The organism is Pseudomonas sp. MF4836 (genome assembly GCF_002018875.1).
Lineage (GTDB): Bacteria > Pseudomonadota > Gammaproteobacteria > Pseudomonadales > Pseudomonadaceae > Aquipseudomonas.
This window is the reverse complement of the sequence record NZ_MVOL01000013.1, coordinates 43,102-66,969: the sequence shown is the minus strand read 5'-3', so window position 1 is coordinate 66,969 and position 23,868 is coordinate 43,102. Positions and strand designations below refer to the sequence as shown.

Here is a 23,868-nt window from a genome sequence, read left to right as displayed (position 1 = left end):
ATCAGAACTCGATGCGTACGTCGCCTTTTGGCACGCTGCAGCAGGAGAGGATGTAGCCTTCGGCTTCGTCTTCTTCGGTGATGCCGCCGTTGTGTTCCATTTCCACTTCGCCGCCGAGCTTGAGCACTTTGCAGGTGCCGCAGATGCCCATGCCGCAGGCCTTGGGGATCATCAGGCCGAGCTTGGCCGCAGCCGCGTGCACGGTTTCACCCGGGGCCACGCGGATGCTCTTGCCCGAGGCGGTGAATTCCACCTGGTGCAGGTCGGCAACGTCGATTTCCGGCGCGTCGGCCGCTTGTTCGGCTTGTTCCACCGCGTCGGCACGGGCTTCGGGCGGGGTCGCGCCGAATGATTCCTCGTGGTAGCGGGTCATGTCGAAGCCCGAGGCCTCCAGCAGGCGCTTGACCGCGGTCATATAGGGCGTCGGCCCGCAGCAGAACACTTCGCGCTCAAGGAAGTCGGGCGCCATCAATTCCAGCATCTTGTGGTTCAGGTAGCCGCGATAACCGGCCCAGGGTTCGCCCAGGCCGTGTTTCTCGCAGATCAGGTGCAGGCTGAAGTTGTCGATGCGCGACGCCATGTGCTCCAGCTCGCGGTGGTAAATGATGTCCTTGGGCGAGCGGGCGCTGTGGATAAACACCATGTCGACATTGGCGTTGGTGTCGTAGAACCAGCGCGCCATGGACATCACCGGGGTAATGCCGACCCCGCCGCTGAGGTAAAGCACCTTGGGACTGGGGAAGTCGATGGCGTTGAACAGCCCCACCGGCCCGTGCACCGCCAGTTCCTGGCCTTCGTGCAGGGTGTCGTGCAACCAGTTGGAGACCTTGCCCCCCGGCACGCGCTTGATGGTCACCGAAAAGCTGTAGGGCACCGAAGGCGAGCTGGAAATGGTGTAGGAGCGCATGATCGGCTGGCCGTCGATTTCCAGCTCCAGGGTCACAAACTGCCCCGGTTTGAAGAAGAACAGGATCGGCTGGTCGGCCATGAAGCAGAAGGTGCGCACGTCCCAGGTTTCCTGGATGACTTTGACGCAACGGACGATATGCCGACCATTGGCCCAGGTCTGGGTCGTTACCGGATTCAGGAAGCTGTTGGACATGCTGTTCTCCATAGCCGTGTGCTCGGCTTCATGGTGGCGATTCTGCGTAACGCACGAAGCACCCATTTACCTATCTGCGACATTCACATGCTTATCGCGACCAGCCCCCAATCACCGGGGGTTGCGCGTCGGGAACAGGTTGGGCCATGTCGCCCATGGATAAGGTTCGGGGCGCTGGCGACCGCACACTCGGCGCAACGACAACAGCCGTATTTCGTGCCTTGCGTAGCACCAACCGTAGCCACTTTTCGCCGGCCGCACAGAACGGCCATGAGGACTTTAACGATGGACGTCACCGCAACCCTGAGCTTGGGCGATCCGCTGGAACCTGCACGCAAGGCCACTGCACAGATGCTGCAGGAGCGCGAGCGGACCTTTTCCCTGCCGCAGCCGTTTTACTCTGACGAGCGACTGTTCGATATCGACATGCAGGAGATCTTCCAGAAGGAGTGGTTGATCGCCGGCATGACTTGCGAGATCCCGACCAAAGGCAACTACCTCACGCTGCAGGTCGGCAAAAACCCGATCATCGTGATTCGCGGCGCCGAGGGCGTGGTGCACGCCTTCCACAACGTCTGCCGTCACCGTGGCTCGCGCTTGTGCACCAGCGAAAAGGGCAAGGTGGCCAAACTGGTGTGCCACTACCACCAGTGGACCTACGAGCTGGACGGCCGCCTGCTGTTCGCCGGCACCGAGATGGGCGCCGACTTCGACATGAAGCAGTACGGCCTCAAGCCGGTGAACGTGAAGACGGCCGGCGGCTACATCTTTATCTCGTTGTCGCAGAACCCGCCGGCGATCGATGACTTCCTGTCGACCCTGAGCCACTACATGGAGCCCTACGACATGGAGAACACCAAGGTGGCGGTGCAAACCACCTTGATGGAAAAGGCCAACTGGAAACTGGTGCTGGAAAACAACCGCGAGTGCTACCACTGCAACGCCTCGCACCCGGAGCTGCTGAAAACCCTGCTGGAATGGGACGACGTCACCGACCCTCGGGCCGATCAGGCGTTCAAGGACCACGTGGCCGCTTCGGCCGCCGCCTGGGATGCCGAGAAGATCCCCTACGCCCACGCCAGCTTCGGCCTGCGCAACCGTATCGTGCGCATGCCCCTGCTCAAGGGCACCGTGTCCATGACCATGGACGGCAAACAGGGCTGCGCCAAACTCATGGGCCGGATCAAGAACCCGGACCTGGGCTCGATGCGCATCCTGCACCTGCCGCACTCATGGAACCACTGCATGGGCGATCACATCATCGTGTTCACGGTCTGGCCGATCAGCGCCCAGGAAACCCTGGTCAGCACCAAGTGGATCGTGCACAAGGACGCGGTCGAAGGCGTGGACTATGACGTCGAGCGCATGCGCAAGGTGTGGGACGCCACCAACGACCAGGACCGGCGCCTGGCGGAAGAAAACCAGCGCGGCATCAACTCCACCGCCTACCAGCCCGGCCCGTACTCCAAGACCTACGAGTTTGGCGTGGTCAACTTCGTCGACTGGTACAGCGAGCGCATGTTGAGCAACCTGGGCGCCGGTCCTGCGCCTTACCTCAAGGGCGTGCCGGTTCAGGGCTGAACGTTGCAGCGAGCCACCCGCCGAATGCCGCAATACAAGAGCCCGGGGGCGAGGTAAGCCGGCCCCCGGGCTCTTGTATTGCAGCGGGTCCCGTCAAGCAAGCGGCCAACTGACGGCGCCGTTCTCGCCCACAAACGCTTCGGTGATCGTTGCGCCCTGCAACGTCACCCTCACATAGCCATTACGCACCCGCTGCGGGTAGTCAGGGTCGTCCGCGGACAGGGTTTCCGACCATTGCACGCGGGGGTTGCCTTTGACCTCGCGGGTGGGGCCATAGGGGATCGCCCCGTGGCCGATGCAGCGTCCGTACATGCCGCCCTGGGGCGCATAGCAGATGCCATTGTGCAGGTGCCCCCAATACCAGTAGTCCGGCGCACGGCCCAAGGCCGCAACCACTTGCTGATAGAGCGCGGTCTGGGTCTGGCCGGTGATGTCCAGCCCCTGGTGATGGCTGAGCAGCATGATCTTGCGTCCCTGCCCCTTGCTGGCGACCAGGTCCTGGAGCCATTGCTGCTGCGCCGGGGCCAGGTTGCCGTCCATATAGAGGCTCATCTCGTCGGCGGCATAGGCCGAGTCCAGGCCGACGATCAGCCAATGGGTATTGAACAGGGCGAAATAGCTGGTGCTCTGCTGCTTGGGAAACAGCGCGTCGATCTCGGCAAAATAGCCATGGGCGCCGCTGTACATCTCATGGTTGGAGTTGAGGCTGAACGAAGCCTGGGTGCCCTGGGGCCAGTTCTTGAGGTCAGCGCCCTCCTCGCTGCCGGTCCCGGCGTAATACACATCCCCCAGGTGGATGGTGTAGTCCGGCTTGTCCTGGAGCATCAGCTCCGCCACCCGCTGCGCCGCCGACGCACTGTCGAAATACCCGGTGCCCCAATCCCCGGCCATGTCCAGCAGCACGTCATCGGCCATTTCGATCAACGCCGGGGTCGTGCCGAAGGGTGCATGATTACGCAGGTTTTCGATCCAGTTGAGCAGGGCCTCGCTCCAGCGCAGGTCCAGCAACTCCCATTGGCGACAGCCCAGCAGGGTGCCGTCCTTCATCACCTGGGTCTGCAGCTCGGCCTCCGTTTGCGGCAGGCGCGCGGCGTTACCAAGGTGCAGCAACGACAGACCGTGGGCCAGCTCCCACGGCACCGGCGCCTGGCCCGGCGGCAGCTCGCCGTGAATGATTGCGTACTGAGCCTGGTCGTGGGCGCGCTGCAACAGGTTGACCAGCGCCTGCAGTTGTTCGGCGTCGAGCTGATTGCTGAGTTTTTTCCAGGCCAGGTCGACCCTGGCGAGCAGGCCGTCGACCCGGGTTTTCACGCGGTCGTACTCATGTTCCAGATGACTGACGAATGACATTCCGTTATCCCTCTTGATCGTCCATTGGGGCAGGCGCCTCACCGGGATCGGCCGTTGAGGCGCAAGTCGAATAGCCCGTGACGCGATTCGATGTGGCCTTGTGGTCAGGCAGTCGCAACTCTTCGGTGGTGCTGACCAGGGGGTTGGGGCGGTCGCCGGGGGAGAGAAACGCGGATCGGGGAACCCTGGGATAAACGACAATCCATTGTCTGCACTCCTGAAAGCAGGTGTGGATAAGTAATCATGTTGTCCTGGTGGCATCAGTGAAGACAGGCCCCTGATCCCTGTCAAGCAGGCCATTAGAACTGTACGAAGTTTGATCTATTGCCTTGCATGCTATGTATTACAAGGCGTCCAGGGTTCGGCCAACATCTTATCCACAGTTTGGCCCACAGCAATTGTGGGCAAGTGCACCGGGTACCGGGACAGCTCAGCGGAAAAAGGCGAGAAAAACCGTGACTTATGGAGAAACAGCGGTTTCAGCGGTAACTGATCAATTTTTGAACAAAACCCTGCAGCCCTTTAATTAAAAGGGCTGCAGGGTAAGGCAAACACCTTATCCACAGAACCGCCAACAGACTTTGGGGGCAACTTGCACACAGCCTGTGGCCGGTGTGGAAAACCCGCTCCACGCCGCGAAAATCGAGGCTTTGCGCGGGCACGTACGGGTAAAATCTCGAAATCGATCAATAATTGAACAACTCTCTGCAAGCAGCTAACGGCGTGGCCTACAGCCGACAGCAAACATCTTATCCACAGAAGCGCCAACAGAGATTGGGGGCAACTTCAGGGGATGGAGGAGCTCAAGGCCTGGGAAAAAGCTCGAAAAAACAACAGCTAACGCTGGTCATTTTTCATACAGGGGGCTGCAGGGCCTGCTGCACGTGGGCTGTAGCGAGGGGCGAACACGTTATCCACAGAAACGCTAACAGGGATTGTGGGTAACATTATGCGGCAGCAACCCGGACCGGTCGCTGCCGCATGAAAGTCTGTCAGCGAACGACGCCTTCCTCGATCAACAGCTTGAGGATGGCGTCGGCGCCGGCCTCGGCCGTCACGCCCTTGAGCACCTGGCCGGTGCCACCGCTGGCCTTAGCCGTGGCGGCTTTCATGCGGTCGGCACCGCTCTTGGCCTTGATCACTTTCAGGCGCTTGGGCCGGGGCTTGGCCGGTTGCAGGGTCGAGGCTGTGAGTAACTCGTCGTCCACCACCGTGACCTGGTCCGCCTGCAACACACCGCGCTGGGCCGGGCCGTAGGCGCTTTGTCGGGGTTTTGGCGCAGCGTTATCCACAGTGGCGAGAAATGGCAGGCGCACTTTCAGGCGCCGCCGCTGGCCACGGGGCAAGGCTTGCAGCACCAGGGCCACCCCGGCGTCGATGGACTCGACCTGGGCCAGCCCCACCACCAGCGGCCAGCCCAGGTTCTCGGCCAGCAGAAACGGGAGCATGCCCGAGCCTTCGCCGGTTTCCGCCTGGCTCCCGGTCAGCACCACCTGGGCCCCGGCGTCGCGCAGGTAGTCGGTCAGCGCCGGCAAGGCATCGGCACCGGACGGCTGTTCCAAGACATGCAACTGCTCCAGGCCCATGCCCAGGTAGGCCCGCAGCGCCGGTTCGTGGATGTCGCCGGCGTGCAGCACCTGTAGTTTGTCCCCCGCCAGTTGCAGGCCCAGCTCCACTGCGCGCGCGTCCTGATCAGCGCGTCGTGGGCGGCCGGAAGTGGGGTGGGCGCCGATGGATACCAGGCTGATTACGTTGCTGTTCATGGTCGTCCCCTTAAGCCGCGTCGCGCTTGGCGCCGTTGCGGTAAGCCGCTACCGCCGCGATCAAGGCTTGAAGAATCTCGGCGCTCTCGCCAATCACCGACAGGTCGGCACGCTTGATCATGTCGCAACCGGGGTCGAGGTTGATCGCCACCACCTTGTCGCAGGCACCGATGCCCTGCAGGTGCTGGATCGCCCCGGAAATCCCCACCGCGACATACACCCGCGCCGTGACCCAGGTGCCGGATGCCCCGACCTGCCGGTCCCGGGCCATGAAACCATCGTCCACCGCCACCCGCGACGCGCCTTCAGTGGCACCCAGGGCAGCAGCGGTCTGGTGAAACAGTGCCCAGTCCTTGACCCCGTTGCCGCCGGAGAAGATGAACTCGGCTTCGGCCATGGGAATGGCGGCCGGGTCCACCGCCACCGCGCCCAGGTCTTCGATCCGCGCCAGGCTGCGGGCAACGCTTGTGGATAACTCCACGGGCAGCGCTTCATGCCGGGTTTCGCTGACCGGCTCGGCGCATTCGACGGCGCCCAGGATCAGCCGTGCGAGAGGCCGGGCCAGATCCTGCAAGCCGGCACCGGCACGTCCGATGCACTGCCCGTCCTTGACCTGCCAGACACGGGTCGCCGGGCGCTCGCCCAGGGCCGCGGCAAAGCGCCGGCCCAATTCGGCGCCGCCGCTGCGGCTGTCAGGCAGCAGCCAATGGCGCGGGCTGAACTGGTTATCCACAGCCCGCAGGCCCTGGACCCGTTGCTCCGGTGCATAACCTTCGAACTCATGACCTTGCAGCACCAGCAGGCGATCGACGCCGGCCTGGGCGAAGGCGGTTTCCTTGTGCTCGCCAAACACCACCGCCAGCACCGCGCCGTCCTGGCCGGCCAACTGGCGGGCCAGGCCCAGCAGGTCGCGGTCGTGGCTGCCGAGACGGCCACCGACCATGTCCGGCACCACGCCGATGTAAAACGCCGGTTGCGGCACCTGATGCAGCGGCAGTTGCACCTCGACCACGGCGCTGCGCTTGCTCATGCCGCCCTGCTGGGCACCGCTGCGGTCGATGCGCTTGATCCCGTTGGGGCCGATAAAACCCTGGCCATGGGGATTCTTGCGCAGCAGGCCATTGGGCCCCATCCAGCTGTGGGTCAGCGGTTGCATGGCGGCATGCAGCGGGTGCAGGCGGTTACGGGCGATCCACTCGGCCCGTCGGTCGCGGCGAATAATGTCGCTCATCAGTGCACCTCCGCAGGTTCGCGCTTGGCCGGAGCCTTGCCTGGCGCCGGTTCTTCGAGCAGGGCATCGGCCACCAGCTCGGCAATGTCCTTGATCTGCGGCCGGGGCTCGACCACCCCTTCGAGCATCGCCGTGCACTGTGGACAACCCACCGCCACCAGCTCGGCGCCGGTTTCGCGGATGTCCTCCATGCGCATATCGGGGATACGCTGCTTGCCAGGGATGTCGGTAATCGGCGCACCGCCGCCACCACCGCAGCAGCGGGAGCGGAAACCCGAGCGCTGCATCTCTTTGACCTCGATCCCCAGGGCACGCAGCACCTGGCGCGGAGCCTCGTATTCGCCGTTGTAACGGCCCAGGTAGCACGGGTCGTGATAGGTCACGCTGCTGCCCTTGTGCTGGCCGAGGTTCAAGGCCCCCTCGCCAATGATCTGAGCCAGATAAGTGCTGTGGTGCTGCACCTGATAGTTCCCGCCAAATGCGCCGTATTCGTTCTTCAGCACATGGAAGCTGTGGGGGTCGCAGGTGACGATGCGCTTGAAGCTGTACTGGGCCAGGGTCTGGATATTGCGCCTGGCCAGTAGCTGGAAGGTCGCTTCATCCCCCAGGCGCCGGGCCACGTCGCCGCTGTCCCGTTCTTCGAGGCCGAGCACGGCAAAGTCGACGCCGGCCGCCTTCAGCACTTTGACGAACGCACGCAGGGTGCGCTGGTTGCGCATGTCGAAGGCGCCGTCGCCGACCCAGAACAGCACGTCGGTGGTTTTCTTTTCGCTGAGCAGGGTCAGGTTCAGGTCCGCTGCCCAGTTCATCCGCCCCCCGGGGTTGAAGCCGCCGGGGTTGTCGGTGGCAATCAGGTTTTCCAGGACTTCGGCGCCCTTGTTCGGGGTCGCGCCTTTTTCCAGGGTCAGGTGCCGCCGCATGTCGACGATGGCATCGACGTGCTCGATCATCATCGGGCATTCCTCGACACAAGCGCGGCAGGTGGTGCAGGACCACAGGGTCTCGGCGTCCACCAGGCCGTTGACGATCGGTTGATGGGGATTACCGCCATGCTCGCCAATCGGTTTGCCAGGGTAAGGGCTGCCGGCGAACTGGGCGTCGGTGCCTCCGGCGAGGCCGACCACCATGTCCTGAATCAGCTTTTTCGGGTTCAGCGGCTGGCCGGCGGCGAACGCCGGGCAGGCCGCTTCGCATTTGCCGCACTGCACGCAGGCGTCAAAACCCAGCAGTTGGTTCCAGGTGAAATCCTTGGGTTTTTCCACCCCCAAAGGCGCCGAGCGGTCGCTCAGGTCCAGGGGCTTGAGCCCGGTGGAGCGACCGCCGCCAAAACGCTCGGCGCGGCGATGCCAGGCCAGGTGCAGGGCACCGGCGAAGGCGTGCTTCATCGGCCCACCCCAGGTCATGCCGAAGAACAGCTCGGACACGCCCCACAGCACACCGACCGCGAGGATCAGCGCCAGCACCCAGCCACCGAAATCTTCCGGCAGGATGCCCGCCACCGGCAGGGTCAGGACAAAGAACGAGGCCGAGAACGCCAGCAGGCTTTTCGGCAGGCGCATCCACGGGCCTTTGGACAAGCGCGCGGGCGGGTTGCGCCGGCGCAGGAAGACAAAGACCGCGCCGACGAACATCACCGCCGTCATCAACAGCAAGGCGTAGCCGAGGATGCGGTTGTGCAGGCCGAAACCGTGCACCAGCAGCGCCAGCACAATCGACGCCACCGCGCCGCCGGCCGTGGCCACGTGGGTATTGGCGATGTATTTGTCCCGCGCCACCACGTGGTGCAGGTCGACCATATAGCGCCTGGGCATGGCCAGCAGGCCGCCGAGCAGGTCAACCTTGGAGGCTCGCCCCCGGCGCCAAAGGGATGCACGCCGCAGCGCGCCGAGGACTGCAAGGCCCAGGGCGGAGAAGAGCAGGATGGGAATAATGACGTTGAGCATGGTGAAGCTCCCGCAAGGATCTTGTCGGAGCTGGCGGGTGAGGCGAGGGAGCTGGCTCCCTCGCCACAACAAGCCGGCTCCTATCAGCAACTGTTGTTAAAAATCCTTGCACAAGCGCAGGGCGTCATAGATGGCGGCATGGGTATTGCGCTGAGCCACGCAGTCGCCGATCCGGAACAGCAGGAAACCCTCGCCCGGCTCGCCCAGGCACGGTTGCGGCTTGATCGCGAACAGCGCCTCGACATCGATCTGGCCCTTGTTGCGCGAGTCTTGCTTGAGCCCGTAATACAGCTCTTCATCCGGGCGCACGCCGTTCTCCACCACCACCTGGTCCACCACCCGCTCTTCCTTGGCCCCGGTGTATTCGTTTTCCAGCACGGCAATCAGCTTGTCGCCCTCGCGGTAGACCTTCTCCAGCATCATGTCGCCAGTCATGATCACTTCCTTGGGGTACATGCTGCGGTAGTAGGTCGGGAACGACGTCCCGCCAATCGCCACCCCAGGCTTGATGTCGTCGGTGACGATTTCGACCTGGCTGCCTTTGTCGGCCAGGAAATCGGCCACCGACATACCGGTGAATTCGCAGATGGTGTCGTAGACCAGCACATTCTTGCCCGGCGCCACCTTGCCATCGAGCACGTCCCAGCTGCTGACCACCAGGCCTTCGGCAGCGCCCCAGTGTTCGTTCTGCTCCAGGTTCGGGTGCCCGCCCACCGCCAGCACCACGATGTCCGGACGCAGGTCGAGGATGGTCGCGATGTCGGCCGCGGTGCCCAGGCGCAGGTCGACTTTCAGGCGCGCCAGCTCCAGCTGATACCAGCGGGTGATACCGGCGATCTGGTCTCGTTGCGGCGCCTTGGAGGCCGTGGTGATCTGCCCGCCGATGGCGTCCTTTTTCTCGATCAGGGTCACGTCATGCCCGCGCTCGGCGGCCACTCGCGCGGCTTCCATCCCCGCCGGGCCGGCTCCGACCACCACCACCTTGCGCTTGACCCCGGTGCTCTTCTCGATGATGTGCGGCACGCCCATGTATTCACGGGAGGTCGCGGCGTTCTGGATGCACAGCACATCCAGCCCCTGGTACTGGCGATCGATGCAGTAGTTGGCACCGACGCACTGCTTGATCTGGTCGATCTGGCCCATCTTGATCTTGGCGATCAGGTGCGGGTCAGCGATGTGCGCACGGGTCATGCCGACCATGTCGACGTAACCGCCTTCGAGAATGCGCGTGGCCTGGTTCGGGTCCTTGATGTTCTGCGCGTGCAGCACCGGGACCTTGACCACTTCCTTGATCCCGGCCGCCAGGTGCAGGAAAGGCTCCGGTGGGTAACTCATGTTGGGAATGACGTTGGCCAGGGTGTTGTGGGTGTCGCACCCCGAGCCCACCACACCGATAAAGTCGAGCATGCCGGTGTCGTCGTAGTACTTGGCGATCTGCTTCATGTCCTCGTGGGACAGGCCGTCCGGGTGGAATTCATCACCGCACAGGCGTATGCCGACGCAGAAATCGTCACCGACTTCGGCACGCACCGCCTTGAGCACTTCCAGGCCGAACTTCATCCGGCCCTCAAAACTGCCGCCCCATTCGTCGGTGCGTTTGTTGACACGCGGGCTCCAGAACTGGTCGATCATGTGCTGGTGCACCGCCGACAGCTCGACGCCATCCAGGCCACCGGCCTTGGCCCGGCGCGCGGCCTGGGCGTAGTTGCCGATCACGCGCCAGATTTCTTCCGGTTCAATGGTCTTGCAGGTGGCGCGGTGCACCGGCTCGCGCACACCGGATGGCGACATCAGGGTCGGCCAGTTGAAGCCATCCCAGCGTGAGCGACGACCCATGTGGGTAATCTGGATCATGATCTTGGCGCCATGCTTGTGCATGGCATCGGCCAGGTTCTGGAAGTGCGGAATGATGCGGTCGGTGGCCAGGTTGACCGAGGCCCACCACTCCTGCGGGCTGTCGATGGCCACCACCGAGGAGCCGCCGCAGATCGCCAGGCCGATGCCGCCCTTGGCTTTCTCTTCGTAGTACTTCACATAACGGTCGGTGGTCATGCCGCCATCGGTGGCATAGACCTCGGCGTGCGCGGTGCTCAGCACACGGTTGCGGATGGTCAGTTTGCCGATCTGGATCGGCTGGAACATCGCTTCGAAAGCCATTTTCTAAACTCCGCCTACAACGGTTTGACGATGAACAGGCCGTCGTCGTGGCCTTCTTCGGAGCCACCGTAGACCTGCTCCGCCACGGTCCGGATCGAACTGCCCCGGGCTTGGAGGATCTGGTCCATGGCGCCGGCGAACCAGCCGGTGAACATGTAGTCGACCTTGCGCCCGACCTTGCCGTAGACGTAGACGAACGCCGAGTGCTCGAGCTTGACGCTGGCGGTGCCTTGATCCAGGTCGATGTCCTGGATCTTGAACAGGCCCCAGCCGCGCTGCGACAGGCGCTTCATGTAGTGCTCGAACACCGCCACGCCTTCCAGGCCGTGGCATTCGGCTTCTTTCTCGCACCAGTGCCAGGCGGATTTGTAGCCGGCCTTGTACAGGATCTCGGCGTAAGCCTCGGCCCCCAGCACGTCTTCGATGCCCATATGGTTGTTGACGAAGAAGTGCCGTGGCACGTAGAGCATCGGCAGGGCATCGGAGGTCCAGACACCGGTCTCGCTGTCGACTTCGATGGGCAATTGCGGGGCGATTTTGGCCATGGAAACTTAACTCCAGAAAATTCGTTTTCAGTGCTTAGCAAAGCTTTTGCCTTGCTCTAATAAACAAGCCGTGTGAATGACTTTGGAGCCGTAGCGAGCACGTCGAGGACCTGACGCCGCTATCGGCGAGCGGAGTAGGCTCCGCAGGCATTCATTCGCCCCAGACGTCCTTCAGGACATTGACCCAGTTCTCGCCCATGATCTTGCGCACCACACGCTCGGGGTGGCCGCGCTTGAGCAGGGTCTCGGTGAGGTTGGGAAACTCGCCCACGGTGCGGATCCCCAGGGGGTTGATGATCTTGCCGAAGCTGGTCAGGCGGCGGGCGTAGCCCTTGTCGTGGGTCAGGTACTCGAAGAAGTCCTGGCCATGGCCCTGGGTGAAGTCGGTGCCGATGCCGATGGCGTCTTCGCCCACCAGATTCATGGTGTATTCGATGGCTTCGGCGTAGTCGTCGATGGTCGAGTCGATGCCCTTGGCCAGGAACGGTGCAAACATGGTCACGCCGACGAAACCACCGTGATCGGCGATGAACTTCAGCTCCGCATCGGACTTGTTGCGCGGGTGTTCCTTGAGGCCCGACGGCAGGCAGTGGGAGTAGCAGACGGGTTTCTTCGATTCGAGGATGACTTCCTCGGACGTCTTGGAACCGACGTGGGACAGGTCGCACATGACCCCGACGCGATTCATCTCGGCCACGATTTCGCGACCGAAACCCGAGAGCCCGCCATCACGCTCATAACAGCCGGTGCCCACCAGGTTCTGGGTGTTGTAGCACATCTGCACAATGCCCACGCCCAGCTGCTTGAACACCTCGACATAGCCGATCTGGTCTTCATAGGCATGGGCATTCTGGAAACCGAAGAGGATGCCGGTCTTGCCCTGCTCCTTGGCCTTGCGGATATCGGCGGTGCTGCGGACCGGCATCACCAGGTCACTGTTTTCGCGCATCAGCTTCTGGCTTTTGCAGATGCTGTCGATGGTGGCCTGGAACCCTTCCCACACCGACACAGTGCAGTTGGCTGCGGTCAGGCCGCCCTTGCGCATGTCCTCAAACAGCTCGCGGTTCCACTTGGCAATGATCAGCCCGTCGATAACGATGCTGTCGGCGTGCAGTTCGGCTGGGCTCATCAGGCTGTCCCCTTATTGGCGATTCATGCGCCGAATCGTCTGCCGGCGCTTTGGGGCCAGCATATGCCGCGTGGGCAAGGGAGCCGGATGCAAAAGCGACAGGGGAATTGCCGAAAGCGTCAAGGCGCGACAAAGGGTCGGCAGCCGGGCATCGGCGTCATCTGTTCTTTGCCCGGCGCTTGCGCCAGAATCCGCCGCTTTACTGGATGCTTCACTGGATTTAGGGGCGGCGACGCAATGAAATCGATCTTCCTCGCTTTGGCACTGATGGCGACCGGCGTACAGGCGGCTGAAGAAGCTGACAACTCGCCCTGCGATGCCGTCGAAAACGACGTGCAGACCCTGGAATGCGCGACCTACAACCGCACCACCGCCGAACAGCTGCTCAAGGACAACGTCCAGGGCCTGCTGGAACGCTTCGCCAACCTGTACGGCAGCGACAAGGCCAAGCTCGCCGACATCACCGGCAAGCTCAACAACGCCCAGCAACTGTGGCAAAAACAGCGCGAAGCCGATTGCGCCGTGGAAAGCTTCCCCGCCAAGCCGGGCAGCAAGGCCTACACCATTGCCCAGAACGACTGCATGGCGCGCATGAGCGATGAACGGTCGGAGTTTCTGGAGTCGATTGCCCAGGAGTGAACCGCGACGACAAAGCCCTGCGGGCGGCAACATTCAGTGAAGGTTCAAGGCTTGGCGACACAGCTTTTATAAGCAAATATTGAGTTACCTTATAAAAAGCTTATTTTTACCATGAACAGTATCCAGTGGACCCGCTAGGCCGTGAAGCAGCTGCTCAGGCTGCAACGCGAACATCAGGTTCAAGTCCGCGATGCCCTCAGCCTGTTGGCCGACATGCCCGATGTGGCTCAGGTCAGGGCATTGACCGGTCACGGCTACGCCTATCGACTGCGCGTCGGTCATTACCGAGTGTTGTTCGATTGGGACGGCGCGATTCACGTGATCAGTATCCAAGAGGTCAAAAGACGTGACGAACGCACCTACTGATATTCAGATCATCAACGACACGGACGGCAAGCCGGCGTTCGTGGTCATTCCCTATGCCCAGTACCTGGCCCGGTACAACAGCGCCGAGCCGATTCCCCATGATGTGGTCAGCCGTATCGTCGACGGCGCCACGCCGATCCGTGCCTGGCGCGAACACCTGCACCTGACCCAGGATGAAGTCGCCCAGCGCCTGGGCATTTCCCAGCCGGCCTTCGCCCAGCAGGAAAGCGTCGCCAAGCCGCGCCGCGCCACCCGCGAGAAAATTGCCCGGGCCTTTGGCATTCGCGCCGACCAGCTGGAGCTGTAAGCTGCACGCCATTACCGGATCAAAGGAACGCTCATGAGCATCTGTGGCATCGAAATCAAAGGCAGCGAAGCCATCTTCGCCATCGCCTCCCTGCAGGGCGACGCCCTGCAGCACGTGGCCATCGCCACCAAGAAAATCGCCCTCGAAGACGACGATGAAGCGGCCAACGTCAAAGCCTTTGCTGCCCAGGTGGCGGCCTTTGTCCGTGACAACGGCATCAGCCGCATCGCCATCAAGAAGCGCAGCAAAAAAGGCGAATTCGCCGGCGGCCCGACCACCTTCAAGATCGAAGGCGTGTTTCAGCTGCTGGAAAACTGCGACGTGACCCTGCTCTCGCCGCAGACCATCAACGCGCAGAACAAGAAGCACAGCTTCGAGCTGCCAGGCACCCTCAACAAATACCAGCACGAAGCCTACAAAGCCGCCTGCTCGGCCCTCCTGAAAAAATAAAGGTTTGGCGTGTTGGCGTTATGCGCTCTGGTGTTGTCGCCGATCCTCGCGCGGGCACTTGGCAAACCTGGCGCGGTAACTGCGGGTGAAGTAGGACGGGGATTCAAAACCGCAGGCGATGCTGACTTCCAGCACGCTGAGATCGGTCTGGCGCAGCAGTTGCCGCGCCTTATCCAGGCGCAGGCCGAGGTAGAAGTTGCTCGGTGTGTCGTTGAGATGCAGGCGAAACAGGCGCTCCAGTTGCCTGCGGGTGACGTTGATTGATTCAGCCAGGGCCAGGGTGCTCAGCGGCGGTTCGCTGTGTTGCTCCATTTCGCCAATCACCTGCACCAGCTTCCGATTGCTGATGCCGTAGCGGCTGGCGACCTCCATGCGCTGGTGATCCTGGCGCGGGCGGATGCGGCCAAGCACGAACTGCTCACTGACCTGGACCGCCAGCGGCGCGCCATGGGCCTGGCCAATCAGGTCGAGCATCATGTCGATGGACGCGGTGCCGCCCGCCGAGGTGATGCGCCGTCGGTCGATTTCGAACAGCTCCTGGGTCACCCACAGCTGTGGATAAGACTCCTTGAACGCCTCGATGGCTTCCCAATGCAGGGTCAGGCGATGGCCTTCCAGCAGGCCGGCTTCGGCCAGGACCACGCTGCCGGTATCGATCCCGCCCAACGTCACGCCTTCCAGGTCGAGACGGCGCAACCAGTGCACCAGAGGCGCGGTCAGCGACTTCAACGGCTCGAAACCGGCCACCACCCACAGCGTTGCGCCCTTTTTCAAGGGTTCCAGCGCCGCATCGGCATTGACCGACATGCCATTGCTGGCCAGCACCGCCCCGCCGTCTGCGCTCAGCACGTGCCAGCGATACAGCTCGCCGCGAAAGCGGTTGGCCACCCGCAGCGGCTCGATGGCGGAAATAAAGCCAATAGCGGAGAAGCCCGGCATCAGCAGAAAGTAAAACTCCTGGGGCATGAAACGCACTCGCAAGACGGGTGGCGTGGGGGCCTGTGATACGCCAATTGCCGGCCCCCGACAAGGGTCCAGGTCGCTGCAGTGCAAGAGCGGGTCGCCGCTGTGCGCTTTCCCTGGGCAGCAGCTGCGTACCTTGGCATTACCGGCGCACAAAGACCCCGGAACCCACAATAACGACCTGCCGAGGGAACCTCCATGAAACGACTGATCAGCAGCTGTGTTCTTGCACTCAGCGGTACCGCTTTCCTGAGTTCCGGCGCCATTGCCGCGGACGCCGCCAGTTGCCAAAACGTGCGCCTGGGCGTGGTCAACTGGACCGACGTCATCGCCACCAGCGCCATGACCCAAGTGCTGCTCGACGGCCTCGGCTACAAGACCAAACAGACCAGCGCGTCCCAGCAAATCATCTTCGCCGGCATCCGCGACCAGCGCCTGGATCTGTTCCTCGGCTACTGGAACCCGCTGATGACCCAGACCATCGCCCCCTTCGTCGAGGCCAAGCAGGTCAAGGTCCTGGCCGAACCCAGCCTCAAGGACGCCCGCGCGACCCTGGCGGTGCCCACTTACCTGGCGGACAAGGGGCTGAAAACCTTCGCCGACATCGCCCGTTTCGAAAAAGAGCTGGGCGGCAAGATCTACGGCATCGAGCCCGGCTCGGGGGCCAATACCCAGATCAAGGACATGATTGCCAAGAATCAGTTCGGCCTCGGCAAGTTCCAACTGGTGGAGTCCAGTGAAGCCGGGATGCTGTCGGCGGTGACCCGCGCGGTGAAACGCAACGAAGCCATCGTCTTCTTCGGCTGGGCGCCGCACCCGATGAACGTCAACCAGAAGATGACCTACCTCACCGGCAGCGACGATGCCCTGGGCCCGAACGAAGGCATGGCCACGGTCTGGACCGTGACCGCGCCGAACTACGCCGAACAATGCCCGAACGTCAGCCGGCTGCTGAGCAACCTGACCTTCAGCGCCGAAGACGAGAGCCGCATGATGCAACCGCTGCTCGACCACAAGGACGCCCTGGAGTCGGCCAAGCAATGGCTCAAGGACCATCCGCAGGACCAGCAACGCTGGCTTGAAGGCGTCACCACCTTCGATGGCAAGCCCGCCGACCAGCACCTGCAACTGACCAGCCAATAACCCCGATGCCCCGCCACCTCGCAGCCGCTTCCCGGCTGCGAACGGCAGCGTCACGCCCACACATCACGCCTGCAAGGAACCCGCACCATGAACCACGACGTCATCATCACCTGCGCACTCACCGGTGCTGGCGACACGACCGCCAGGAGCCCCCACGTCCCGGTCACCCCCAAGCAGATCGCCGCCGCGGCGGTGGAAGCGGCCAAGGCCGGCGCCACCGTGGTCCATTGCCACGTGCGCGACCCACAGAGCGGCAAGTTCAGCCGTGACGTGGCGCTGTACCGCGAAGTCATGGAGCGCATTCGCGAGGCGGACATCGACATCATCGTCAACCTCACCGCCGGCATGGGCGGCGACCTGGAGATCGGCGCCGGGGAAAACCCCATGGAGTTCGGCCCTAACACCGACCTGGTGGGCCCACTGACGCGCCTGGCCCACGTCGAGGCGCTGCTGCCGGAAATCTGCACCCTGGACTGCGGCACCCTGAACTTCGGCGACGGCGACACCATTTACGTTTCCACCCCGGCGCAGCTGCGGGCCGGCGCCAGGCGCATCCAGGAACTGGGGGTGAAGGCCGAACTGGAAATCTTCGACACCGGGCACCTGTGGTTCGCCAAGCAGATGATCAAGGAAGGCCTGCTGGACAACCCGCTGTTCCAGCTGTGCCTGGGCATCCCCTGGGGCGCCCCGGCCGACACCACCACCATGAAGGCCATGGTCGACAACCTGCCGGCCGATGCGGTGTGGGCCGGTTTCGGCATCGGCCGCATGCAAATGCCAATGGCCGCGCAGGCGGTGTTGCTGGGCGGCAATGTGCGGGTCGGGCTGGAGGACAACCTCTGGCTGGACAAAGGCGTGCTGGCGACCAACGGCCAACTGGTGGAGCGCGCCACGCAAATCCTCAGCCGCCCCGGCGCACGGGTCCTGACCCCGGCCGAAGGGCGGGCCAAGATGGGCCTGACCCAGCGCCGCTGACCCGCCTCCCGACAAAACCGGCTTGCACAGCCCCTCGCACCCTTTTTTCAGGAATTTGCCATGCGATTTATCACCGACATCAAAACCTTCGCCGCCCTGGGCAGCGGTGTCATCGGCAGCGGCTGGGTGGCTCGCGCCCTGGCCCACGGCCTGGACGTGGTGGCCTGGGACCCGGCCCCCGGCGCCGAAGCAGCCCTGCGGCAACGGGTGGCCAATGCCTGGGGCGCCCTGGAGCAACAAGGCCTGGCACCGGGCGCCGCGCAACAGCGCCTGCGTTTTGTCGCCACCATTGAGGAGTGCGTGAAGGACGCCGACTTCATCCAGGAAAGCGCCCCGGAGCGCCTGGAGCTGAAGTTGCAGCTGCATAGCCAGATCAGCGCCGCAGCCAAGCCCGATGCACTGATCGGCTCCAGCACCTCGGGGCTGCTGCCCAGCGAATTCTACGAAGGCGCGACCCACCCGGAACGCTGCGTGGTCGGCCACCCCTTCAACCCGGTGTACCTGCTGCCGCTGGTGGAAGTGGTGGGCGGCAAACACACTGCGCCCGAGGCGGTGCAGGCGGCAATGCGGGTCTATGAATCCCTGGGCATGCGCCCGCTGCATGTGCGCAAGGAGGTCCCGGGATTTATCGCCGACCGCCTGTTGGAAGCCCTGTGGCGCGAGGCGCTGCACCTGGTCAATGACGGCGTGGCCACCACGGGTGAAATCGACGACGCGATCCGCTTCGGCGCCGGCCTGCGCTGGTCGTTCATGGGCACCTTCCTCACCTATACCCTGGCGGGTGGCGATGCCGGCATGCGCCACTTCATGGCCCAGTTCGGGCCGGCGCTGCAACTGCCCTGGACCTACCTGCCCGCCCCGCCACTGACCGACAAGTTGATTGACGACGTGGTGCAAGGCACCAGTGAGCAGTTGGGCGAACGCAGCATTTCGGCCCTGGAGCGCTATCGTGATGATTGCCTGCTGGCGGTACTCGATGCGGTCAAGACCACCAAGGCCAAGCACGGCATGAACTTCAGCGACTGACCCGACGTGGCGAGGCCGCTGCGCCTCGCCCGATTTTCTTCGCCCCCTGGAACCCAGCCCATGCCCGCACTGCTCACCTACAGCACCCCCGTCCTGCCTGAGTGGGTCGACTACAACGGCCATCTGCGCGACGCCTTTTACCTGCTGATTTTCAGCTACGCCACCGACGCCCTGATGGACCGCCTGGGCCTGGACAGCGAGAACCGCGAAGCCAGCGGCCACTCGCTGTTCACCCTGGAGCTGCATCTGAATTACCTGCATGAAGTGAAACTCGGCACCCAGGTCGAGGTGCACACCCAACTGATCGCTCACGACCGCAAACGCCTGCACCTCTACCACAGCCTGCATCAGGTCGGTGACCCGCAGATGCTGGCCGGCAACGAGCAGATGCTGCTGCATGTCGACCTAGCCGGCCCACGCTCGACACCGTTCAGCGAGGCTGTACTGGAACGCCTGCAAGCCATTGCTGCCGAGCAGTTGGAACTGCCGGCCCCGGCGTATCAGGGGCGGGTCATGGCCTTGCCGGCGGAAAAATGAACCCGGGCGCCGAATTGCCCGACGCTCGAGCAGCGCCTTTTCGCGCAGACAAAAAAAGCCCCGATCAAGCCGTGACAGGATCGAGGCAGGGAGTGCTTTGCCAAGGAGCTGTAGTAAGAGGGTGACCAAACCGTCGTGACATCAGCTGGGGTTCAGTCTGCCTGCTCGGCCCTGGCGCTGGTTAGCTGAATGCGACCTGTTCATAGGTAAATGGGCCACTGGGCGAGCTTCAGACGTCCTCGGTATACAGCACCACCGTCACATAGAAATAGCCGATCTTGTGCCACCGCTCCCGGCGGTTATGGGGCGTCTCTTCGGACCCCATGCTGAGTTGATAGGTGCGGCCGGCTCTTCGATCCAGGTAGTAGGTCATACGCGTTGTTTCCCAGCCACAGCAGACAAACTTCAAGTAATTTGTCTCCCCCGAGAGGAGCCGCAAATAGCTCTCCACCTCTTGGGCATGCCGGCCTTCGACGCGATAGGTCGCGGTCAGCGGCGCGCCTTGCTGCTGCGGCGTGTATTTACACTCGACAAACTCGAGGACCTGGGGTGGATCGGCGCTGGCCCGAAGAAAGTCGGCACACTCCGGAGCAGCCCAGGCTCCGCTGGAAAACAGCCACAACACACCGGCCAGAGTCCCTCTGAACAGCACTTTCATCGACTACAGCTCCTTGGTTTCCAAGTGAGCGGCCGTCCCTGTCGAACACCGACCGCCGGTGCAGAATACCTTGGGCGCCAGGACCGGTGATGAGTTATCTGCGACGCAGGCGGCGCCCTGGAAATCAGGCCCGGGGACTGCACTTAGTCGAAAACGACCTGTTCATAGGTAAACGGGCCATGGCGACGATTTGCCCTTGCCGACTCCCGGGCGGCCTACCAGAATCGATCCACCACCCCGCTCCCTGAATAAGGATAAGAGTCATGATGCACGCGGATCTGATTGATCAGGATGACCTGCTCGGCCAACTCCGGGCCCTGGGTTTCGAGATGCCGGCTGGCGCCACCGCCGACCAGGCGTGTGAGTACGCGGTGCGCGGCTTGAGCGATGCGCGGGTCCGGGCGCTCAAGGGCATGGTCGAGCAGATGCTGACCGGCAACGCGACCATTCTTCCGGCCGTGCGCCAGGCCATCGACCAACAGTTGCTGCCGGCCCTGGCCCAGTACCGCAACAGCCACGCCTGAGCCGTCGCCGGCAAAGGATCCGAGGGTGTAGAGTGCGGGTCCTTTCAGCCCTCTGGAACCCGCCCCATGCCGCGAATCGAACCCTGTCAGTCAGCCCGACAACCGGGCTGGCTGGAGTTGCGCCAGGCGCTCTGGCCGGACAGTTCGCGCCAGGAGCACCTGGACGAAATCACTGATTTGCTGAGTGACCCACGGCGCTATATCAACCTGCTCGCCTACACCGCCGATGGCCAACCCGCGGGCCTGGCCGAAGCCTCGCTGCGCCGCGATTACGTGAATGGCACCGAACATTCGCCGGTGGTGTTTCTGGAAGGCTTGTATGTGGTCGCCGAACAGCGGCGCCAGGGGATTGCCGAGCAATTGATCGACGCCGTCGCCCAATGGGGACGGGATCAGGGCTGCGGGGAAATGGCGTCGGATACCGGCCTGGAAAACCTGTTGAGCCAGACCGTGCACAAGGCGCTCGGTTTCGAGGAAACCGAGCGCGTCGTGTACTTCAAGAAAACGCTGTGACTACAGGCGCACGCTGGCGAATGTCGACTCGTTGCGCGCCTGGCTCAGGGCCGACAGCGGGCCCGAGAGTGGCGCCAGCACCAGCGCCTGGGGGATCGGCATCATCGCTACCTGCTGGGTGGTGTTGGAACCGACGCGCTCATCCCGCGGCGGAATGCCGAAGTATTCGCGGTAGCACTTGGAGAAATGCGGCGTGGAGACAAAACCGCAGACCGACGCCACTTCGATGATCGACATCGGCGTCTGCTTGAGCAGTTGCCGGGCGCGGATCAGCCGCAGCTTGAGGTAATAGCGCGACGGCGAACAGTGCAGGTACTTCTGGAACAGCCGCTCCAGCTGACGCCGCGAAACAGCGACGTACACTGCCAGCTCGTCGAGATCGATCGGCTCTTCGAGGTTGGCTTCCATCAACGCAACGATTTCCTGCAGCTTCGGCTGGTTGGTGCCGAGCATGTGCTTGAGCGGCACGCGCTGGTGATCCTGCTCGTTGCGGATGCGTTCGTAGACGAACATTTCCGAGATCGCGGCGGACAGTTCACGGCCATGATCGCGGCTGATCAAGTGCAGCATCATGTCCAGCGGCGCGGTGCCACCGGAGCTGGTGAAGCGGTTGCGGTCGAGGGTAAACAGGCGGGTGCTCATGGCGACCCGGGGAAAGGCTTCCTGCATCGACGCCAGACATTCCCAGTGCACGCTGCAATCGAAACCGTCGAGCAGGCCGGCGCACGCCAGGGCCCAGCTGCCGGTGCACACCGCACCCAGGCGTCGTGACTGGCGGGCCTGGCTTTGCAGCCAGGACACGTGTTCACGGGTTACGGTGCGCTGGATACCAATGCCGCCGCAGACAATCACGGTGTCGAGGACGGGCGCTTTGTGCATGGAGGCGTCGGGGGTGATCTGCAGGCCATCGCTGGCCCAGACTTGCCCGCCATCGACGCTGAGGGTGGTCCAGCGATACAGCTCGCGACCGGACAGCTGGTTGGCCATGCGCAGCGGTTCGACTGCGGAGGCCAGAGAAATCAGCGTGAAATTGTCCAGCAGCAAAAAGCCGATGGATTGAGGCGCACGGTTCTGGGGTTGAGCCCCGGAGTTGAACGACGTCATCGCGGTATCTCCTCACACAAAGCGGGTGATGGCCTCAGGCGGAGGCTCTTGTTATTGCCATCATTCTCTTGCAGAGAAGGGCTTTGTCATGACAGAGCAATTGCCATGCCTAAAGTTGAATGGCCATTCAATAACTCCTGAAAACGACATGGCGGGGTGTCTATATAAGCCACGCGCGCAGTGGGGGTTATAAGCACCGGCAATTGCCCCCGGCGCCCTCGCCCGGGGGCCTGTGAGCAGTTCGGTAGCACTTGTGGGAACTGCGTCGCGGAGCCCTGGCGGGGAGTGTCACCACAAGCACGGGTGACAGGCGGTCAGGGCCGGATTGGATTCCGGCCCCGGGAAAGGGGCTTATCTGTTTGCGACGCGCTAAAAGGTGGCGCGGTGTGGGTGGCGTGTTCCTTTAGCGCGCAGCGGCGAGCGGCGGAAAAATGAGCATGTGCCTGACTCAGCACTCCACCGCACTCACCGCCAGGCCACCGCGCGAGGTCTCCTTGTATTTGTCGTGCATGTCGGCGCCGGTATCGCGCATGGTGCGGATCACCCGGTCCAGGGAGATAAAGTGCTGGCCGTCGCCGCGCAGGGCCATTTGCGCGGCATTGATCGCCTTGACCGCGGCAATCGCGTTGCGCTCGATGCACGGCACCTGCACCAGGCCGCCGACCGGGTCGCAGGTCAGGCCGAGGTTGTGCTCCAGGCCAATTTCAGCGGCGTTGCACAATTGCTCCGGGGTCGCGCCGAGGATCTCCGCCAACCCGGCCGCCGCCATGGCGCAGGCCGAACCGACTTCGCCCTGGCAACCGACTTCGGCCCCCGAGATCGACGCATTCTTTTTACAGAGGATGCCCACCGCCGCCGCGCCGAGGAAATAGTCGACCACGTTGGCCTCGGTCACCACTTCGCTGAACTTCATAAAGTAGTGCAGCACCGCCGGGATGATCCCGGCCGCGCCGTTGGTGGGTGCGGTGACCATGCGCCCGCCGGCAGCGTTCTCTTCGTTGACTGCCAGGGCGAACAGGTTGACCCACTCCATGGCCGACAGGGTCGAGCCAATGACGTTGGGCTTGTTCAGTTCCTGCAAGCTGCGGTGCAGGCGCGCCGCACGGCGCCGCACATTCAGCCCGCCGGGCAGGATGCCTTCGTGCTTGAGGCCCTGCTCGACGCAGTCCTGCATGGCCCGCCAGAGGGTCAGCAGGCCACTGCGAATTTCCTCCTCTGAGCGCCAGACTTTTTCATTGGCCATCATCAGTTCCGCGACCCGCAGGTTGTGGGTCTGGCACAGGCTCAGCAGCTCCACCGCGCTGGAGAAGTCGTAGGGCAATTCGGTGCGATCCAGGTCGACCACGCCGCTGCTGGCCTGGGCCTGGTCGACGACAAACCCGCCGCCGACCGAATAGTAGGTGTCGCGATGCACCTCGGCGTTTGCGCCGATCGCGACCAGGGTCATGGCATTGGGGTGGAACGGCAGGTTTTCGTCGATCAGCTGCATGTCCCGGGCCCAGATAAAGGGGATCGGCAGGCGGCCGTCCAGCAGCAGGGTCTGGGTTTCACGCAGCCGGTCGATGCGCGGACCGATCTGCGACGGGTCGATCGCGTCCGGCCACTCGCCCATCAGGCCCATGATCACCGCGTTGTCGCTGCCGTGGCCGATACCGGTGGCCGACAGCGAACCAAAGAGTTGCACCTCGACCCGTTGCACCTGCTCCAGTAGCTGCTTTTCCCTGAGCGATTGCACGAACAAGGCGGCGGCGCGCATGGGGCCGACGGTGTGGGAACTGGAAGGACCGATGCCGATTTTGAACAGGTCGAAAACACTGATAGCCATGACAGCAAAACTCCTCGAATGAGCACACTCCGGGCGG

23 protein-coding genes are annotated in these 23,868 nt (G+C 63.2%); 11 read left to right on the top strand and 12 right to left on the bottom strand.

All coding sequences use genetic code 11. The features are described from left to right. Position 1: 1 nt before the first annotated feature. Complete coding sequence (gene gbcB, locus MF4836_RS26435) at positions 2 to 1,102, bottom strand: glycine-betaine demethylase subunit GbcB (RefSeq protein WP_078472794.1); 1,101 nt, start codon at positions 1,100 to 1,102, stop codon at positions 2 to 4. A 285-nt stretch (positions 1,103 to 1,387) separates the two neighbouring features. Between gbcB and gbcA the strand changes: the two genes are divergently transcribed. Continuing rightward, the gene (gene gbcA, locus MF4836_RS26430) at positions 1,388 to 2,683 is read left to right on the top strand and encodes a glycine-betaine demethylase subunit GbcA (protein WP_078472793.1); all 1,296 of its coding nucleotides are present in this window, start codon (positions 1,388 to 1,390) and stop codon (positions 2,681 to 2,683) included. A gap of 93 nt (positions 2,684 to 2,776) precedes the next feature. Here gbcA and MF4836_RS26425 read toward each other — a convergent pair whose 3' ends face one another. The 7 genes from MF4836_RS26425 to MF4836_RS26395 form a co-directional block, all read right to left on the bottom strand. After that, positions 2,777 to 4,033, bottom strand: coding sequence for a metallophosphoesterase family protein (locus MF4836_RS26425; protein ID WP_078472792.1), 1,257 nt, complete (start codon positions 4,031 to 4,033; stop codon positions 2,777 to 2,779). A 992-nt stretch (positions 4,034 to 5,025) separates the two neighbouring features. Beyond that, a complete protein-coding gene (gene etfB, locus MF4836_RS26420; RefSeq protein WP_078472791.1) occupies positions 5,026 to 5,796 on the bottom strand; it encodes an electron transfer flavoprotein subunit beta in 771 nt (256 codons plus the stop codon). A gap of 10 nt (positions 5,797 to 5,806) precedes the next feature. Next, positions 5,807 to 7,027, bottom strand: a complete 1,221-nt coding sequence (etfA, locus tag MF4836_RS26415; protein ID WP_078472790.1) for an electron transfer flavoprotein subunit alpha — start codon at positions 7,025 to 7,027, stop codon at positions 5,807 to 5,809. Continuing rightward, positions 7,027 to 8,970, bottom strand: coding sequence for a dimethylglycine demethylation protein DgcB (gene dgcB / locus MF4836_RS26410; protein WP_078472789.1), 1,944 nt, complete (start codon positions 8,968 to 8,970; stop codon positions 7,027 to 7,029). The genes etfA and dgcB overlap by 1 nt, the downstream gene beginning before the upstream one ends. 96 nt (positions 8,971 to 9,066) lie before the next feature. Further along, entirely contained in the window at positions 9,067 to 11,127 is a 2,061-nt protein-coding gene (gene dgcA / locus MF4836_RS26405) for a dimethylglycine demethylation protein DgcA (protein WP_078472788.1), read from the bottom strand. 14 nt (positions 11,128 to 11,141) lie between these two features. Beyond that, positions 11,142 to 11,672, bottom strand: coding sequence for a 4-vinyl reductase (locus MF4836_RS26400; protein ID WP_078472787.1), 531 nt, complete (start codon positions 11,670 to 11,672; stop codon positions 11,142 to 11,144). A gap of 151 nt (positions 11,673 to 11,823) precedes the next feature. Continuing rightward, positions 11,824 to 12,801, bottom strand: coding sequence for a dipeptidase (locus tag MF4836_RS26395; protein WP_078472786.1), 978 nt, complete (start codon positions 12,799 to 12,801; stop codon positions 11,824 to 11,826). A gap of 237 nt (positions 12,802 to 13,038) precedes the next feature. Between MF4836_RS26395 and MF4836_RS26385 the strand changes: the two genes are divergently transcribed. The 4 genes from MF4836_RS26385 (at position 13,039) to MF4836_RS26370 (ending at position 14,563) form a co-directional block, all read left to right on the top strand. Then, positions 13,039 to 13,440 (top strand): lysozyme inhibitor LprI family protein, encoded by a 402-nt coding sequence (locus tag MF4836_RS26385; RefSeq protein WP_078472784.1) that lies wholly within the window; start codon positions 13,039 to 13,041, stop codon positions 13,438 to 13,440. A 141-nt stretch (positions 13,441 to 13,581) separates the two neighbouring features. Continuing rightward, a complete protein-coding gene (locus MF4836_RS26380; RefSeq protein WP_238596209.1) occupies positions 13,582 to 13,806 on the top strand; it encodes a type II toxin-antitoxin system RelE family toxin in 225 nt (74 codons plus the stop codon). Beyond that, the gene (locus MF4836_RS26375) at positions 13,787 to 14,113 is read left to right on the top strand and encodes a helix-turn-helix domain-containing protein (protein WP_078472783.1); all 327 of its coding nucleotides are present in this window, start codon (positions 13,787 to 13,789) and stop codon (positions 14,111 to 14,113) included. The genes MF4836_RS26380 and MF4836_RS26375 overlap by 20 nt, the downstream gene beginning before the upstream one ends. A gap of 33 nt (positions 14,114 to 14,146) precedes the next feature. Then, complete coding sequence (locus MF4836_RS26370) at positions 14,147 to 14,563, top strand: DUF3010 family protein (protein WP_078472782.1); 417 nt, start codon at positions 14,147 to 14,149, stop codon at positions 14,561 to 14,563. 18 nt (positions 14,564 to 14,581) lie between these two features. Here the strand turns inward: MF4836_RS26370 and MF4836_RS26365 are convergent, their stop codons facing one another. Next, a complete protein-coding gene (locus tag MF4836_RS26365) occupies positions 14,582 to 15,529 on the bottom strand; it encodes a GlxA family transcriptional regulator (protein WP_078472781.1) in 948 nt (315 codons plus the stop codon). 195 nt (positions 15,530 to 15,724) lie between these two features. On the opposite strand from MF4836_RS26365, the gene MF4836_RS26360 reads away from it, so the two are divergent. From MF4836_RS26360 to MF4836_RS26345, 4 genes are all read left to right on the top strand, one after another. Then, positions 15,725 to 16,669 (top strand): choline ABC transporter substrate-binding protein, encoded by a 945-nt coding sequence (locus MF4836_RS26360; protein ID WP_078472780.1) that lies wholly within the window; start codon positions 15,725 to 15,727, stop codon positions 16,667 to 16,669. An 87-nt stretch (positions 16,670 to 16,756) separates the two neighbouring features. After that, entirely contained in the window at positions 16,757 to 17,644 is an 888-nt protein-coding gene (locus tag MF4836_RS26355; RefSeq protein ID WP_078472779.1) for a 3-keto-5-aminohexanoate cleavage protein, read from the top strand. Positions 17,645 to 17,704: 60 nt separating this feature from the next. Continuing rightward, on the top strand, positions 17,705 to 18,670 hold the full coding sequence (locus MF4836_RS26350; protein ID WP_078472778.1) for an L-carnitine dehydrogenase: 966 nt from the start codon (positions 17,705 to 17,707) through the stop codon (positions 18,668 to 18,670). Positions 18,671 to 18,730: 60 nt separating this feature from the next. Beyond that, positions 18,731 to 19,207: a thioesterase family protein gene (locus tag MF4836_RS26345; RefSeq protein ID WP_078472777.1), complete on the top strand. Its 477-nt coding sequence runs from the start codon at positions 18,731 to 18,733 to the stop codon at positions 19,205 to 19,207. A gap of 229 nt (positions 19,208 to 19,436) precedes the next feature. Here MF4836_RS26345 and MF4836_RS26340 read toward each other — a convergent pair whose 3' ends face one another. Further along, complete coding sequence (locus MF4836_RS26340; protein WP_078472776.1) at positions 19,437 to 19,865, bottom strand: DUF4952 domain-containing protein; 429 nt, start codon at positions 19,863 to 19,865, stop codon at positions 19,437 to 19,439. Between the two features lie 263 nt (positions 19,866 to 20,128). On the opposite strand from MF4836_RS26340, the gene MF4836_RS26335 reads away from it, so the two are divergent. Together MF4836_RS26335 and aac(6') are read left to right on the top strand one after the other, a co-directional pair. Beyond that, entirely contained in the window at positions 20,129 to 20,389 is a 261-nt protein-coding gene (locus MF4836_RS26335; RefSeq protein ID WP_078472775.1) for a hypothetical protein, read from the top strand. A 66-nt stretch (positions 20,390 to 20,455) separates the two neighbouring features. Beyond that, on the top strand, positions 20,456 to 20,902 hold the full coding sequence (gene aac(6') / locus MF4836_RS26330; protein ID WP_078472774.1) for an aminoglycoside 6'-N-acetyltransferase: 447 nt from the start codon (positions 20,456 to 20,458) through the stop codon (positions 20,900 to 20,902). Here aac(6') and MF4836_RS26325 read toward each other — a convergent pair whose 3' ends face one another. Together MF4836_RS26325 and MF4836_RS26320 are read right to left on the bottom strand one after the other, a co-directional pair. Then, positions 20,903 to 22,006, bottom strand: a complete 1,104-nt coding sequence (locus tag MF4836_RS26325) for a GlxA family transcriptional regulator (protein ID WP_020295353.1) — start codon at positions 22,004 to 22,006, stop codon at positions 20,903 to 20,905. It lies immediately after the preceding gene. A 448-nt stretch (positions 22,007 to 22,454) separates the two neighbouring features. Continuing rightward, entirely contained in the window at positions 22,455 to 23,831 is a 1,377-nt protein-coding gene (locus MF4836_RS26320) for an L-serine ammonia-lyase (protein WP_078472773.1), read from the bottom strand. Positions 23,832 to 23,868 lie beyond the last annotated feature (37 nt).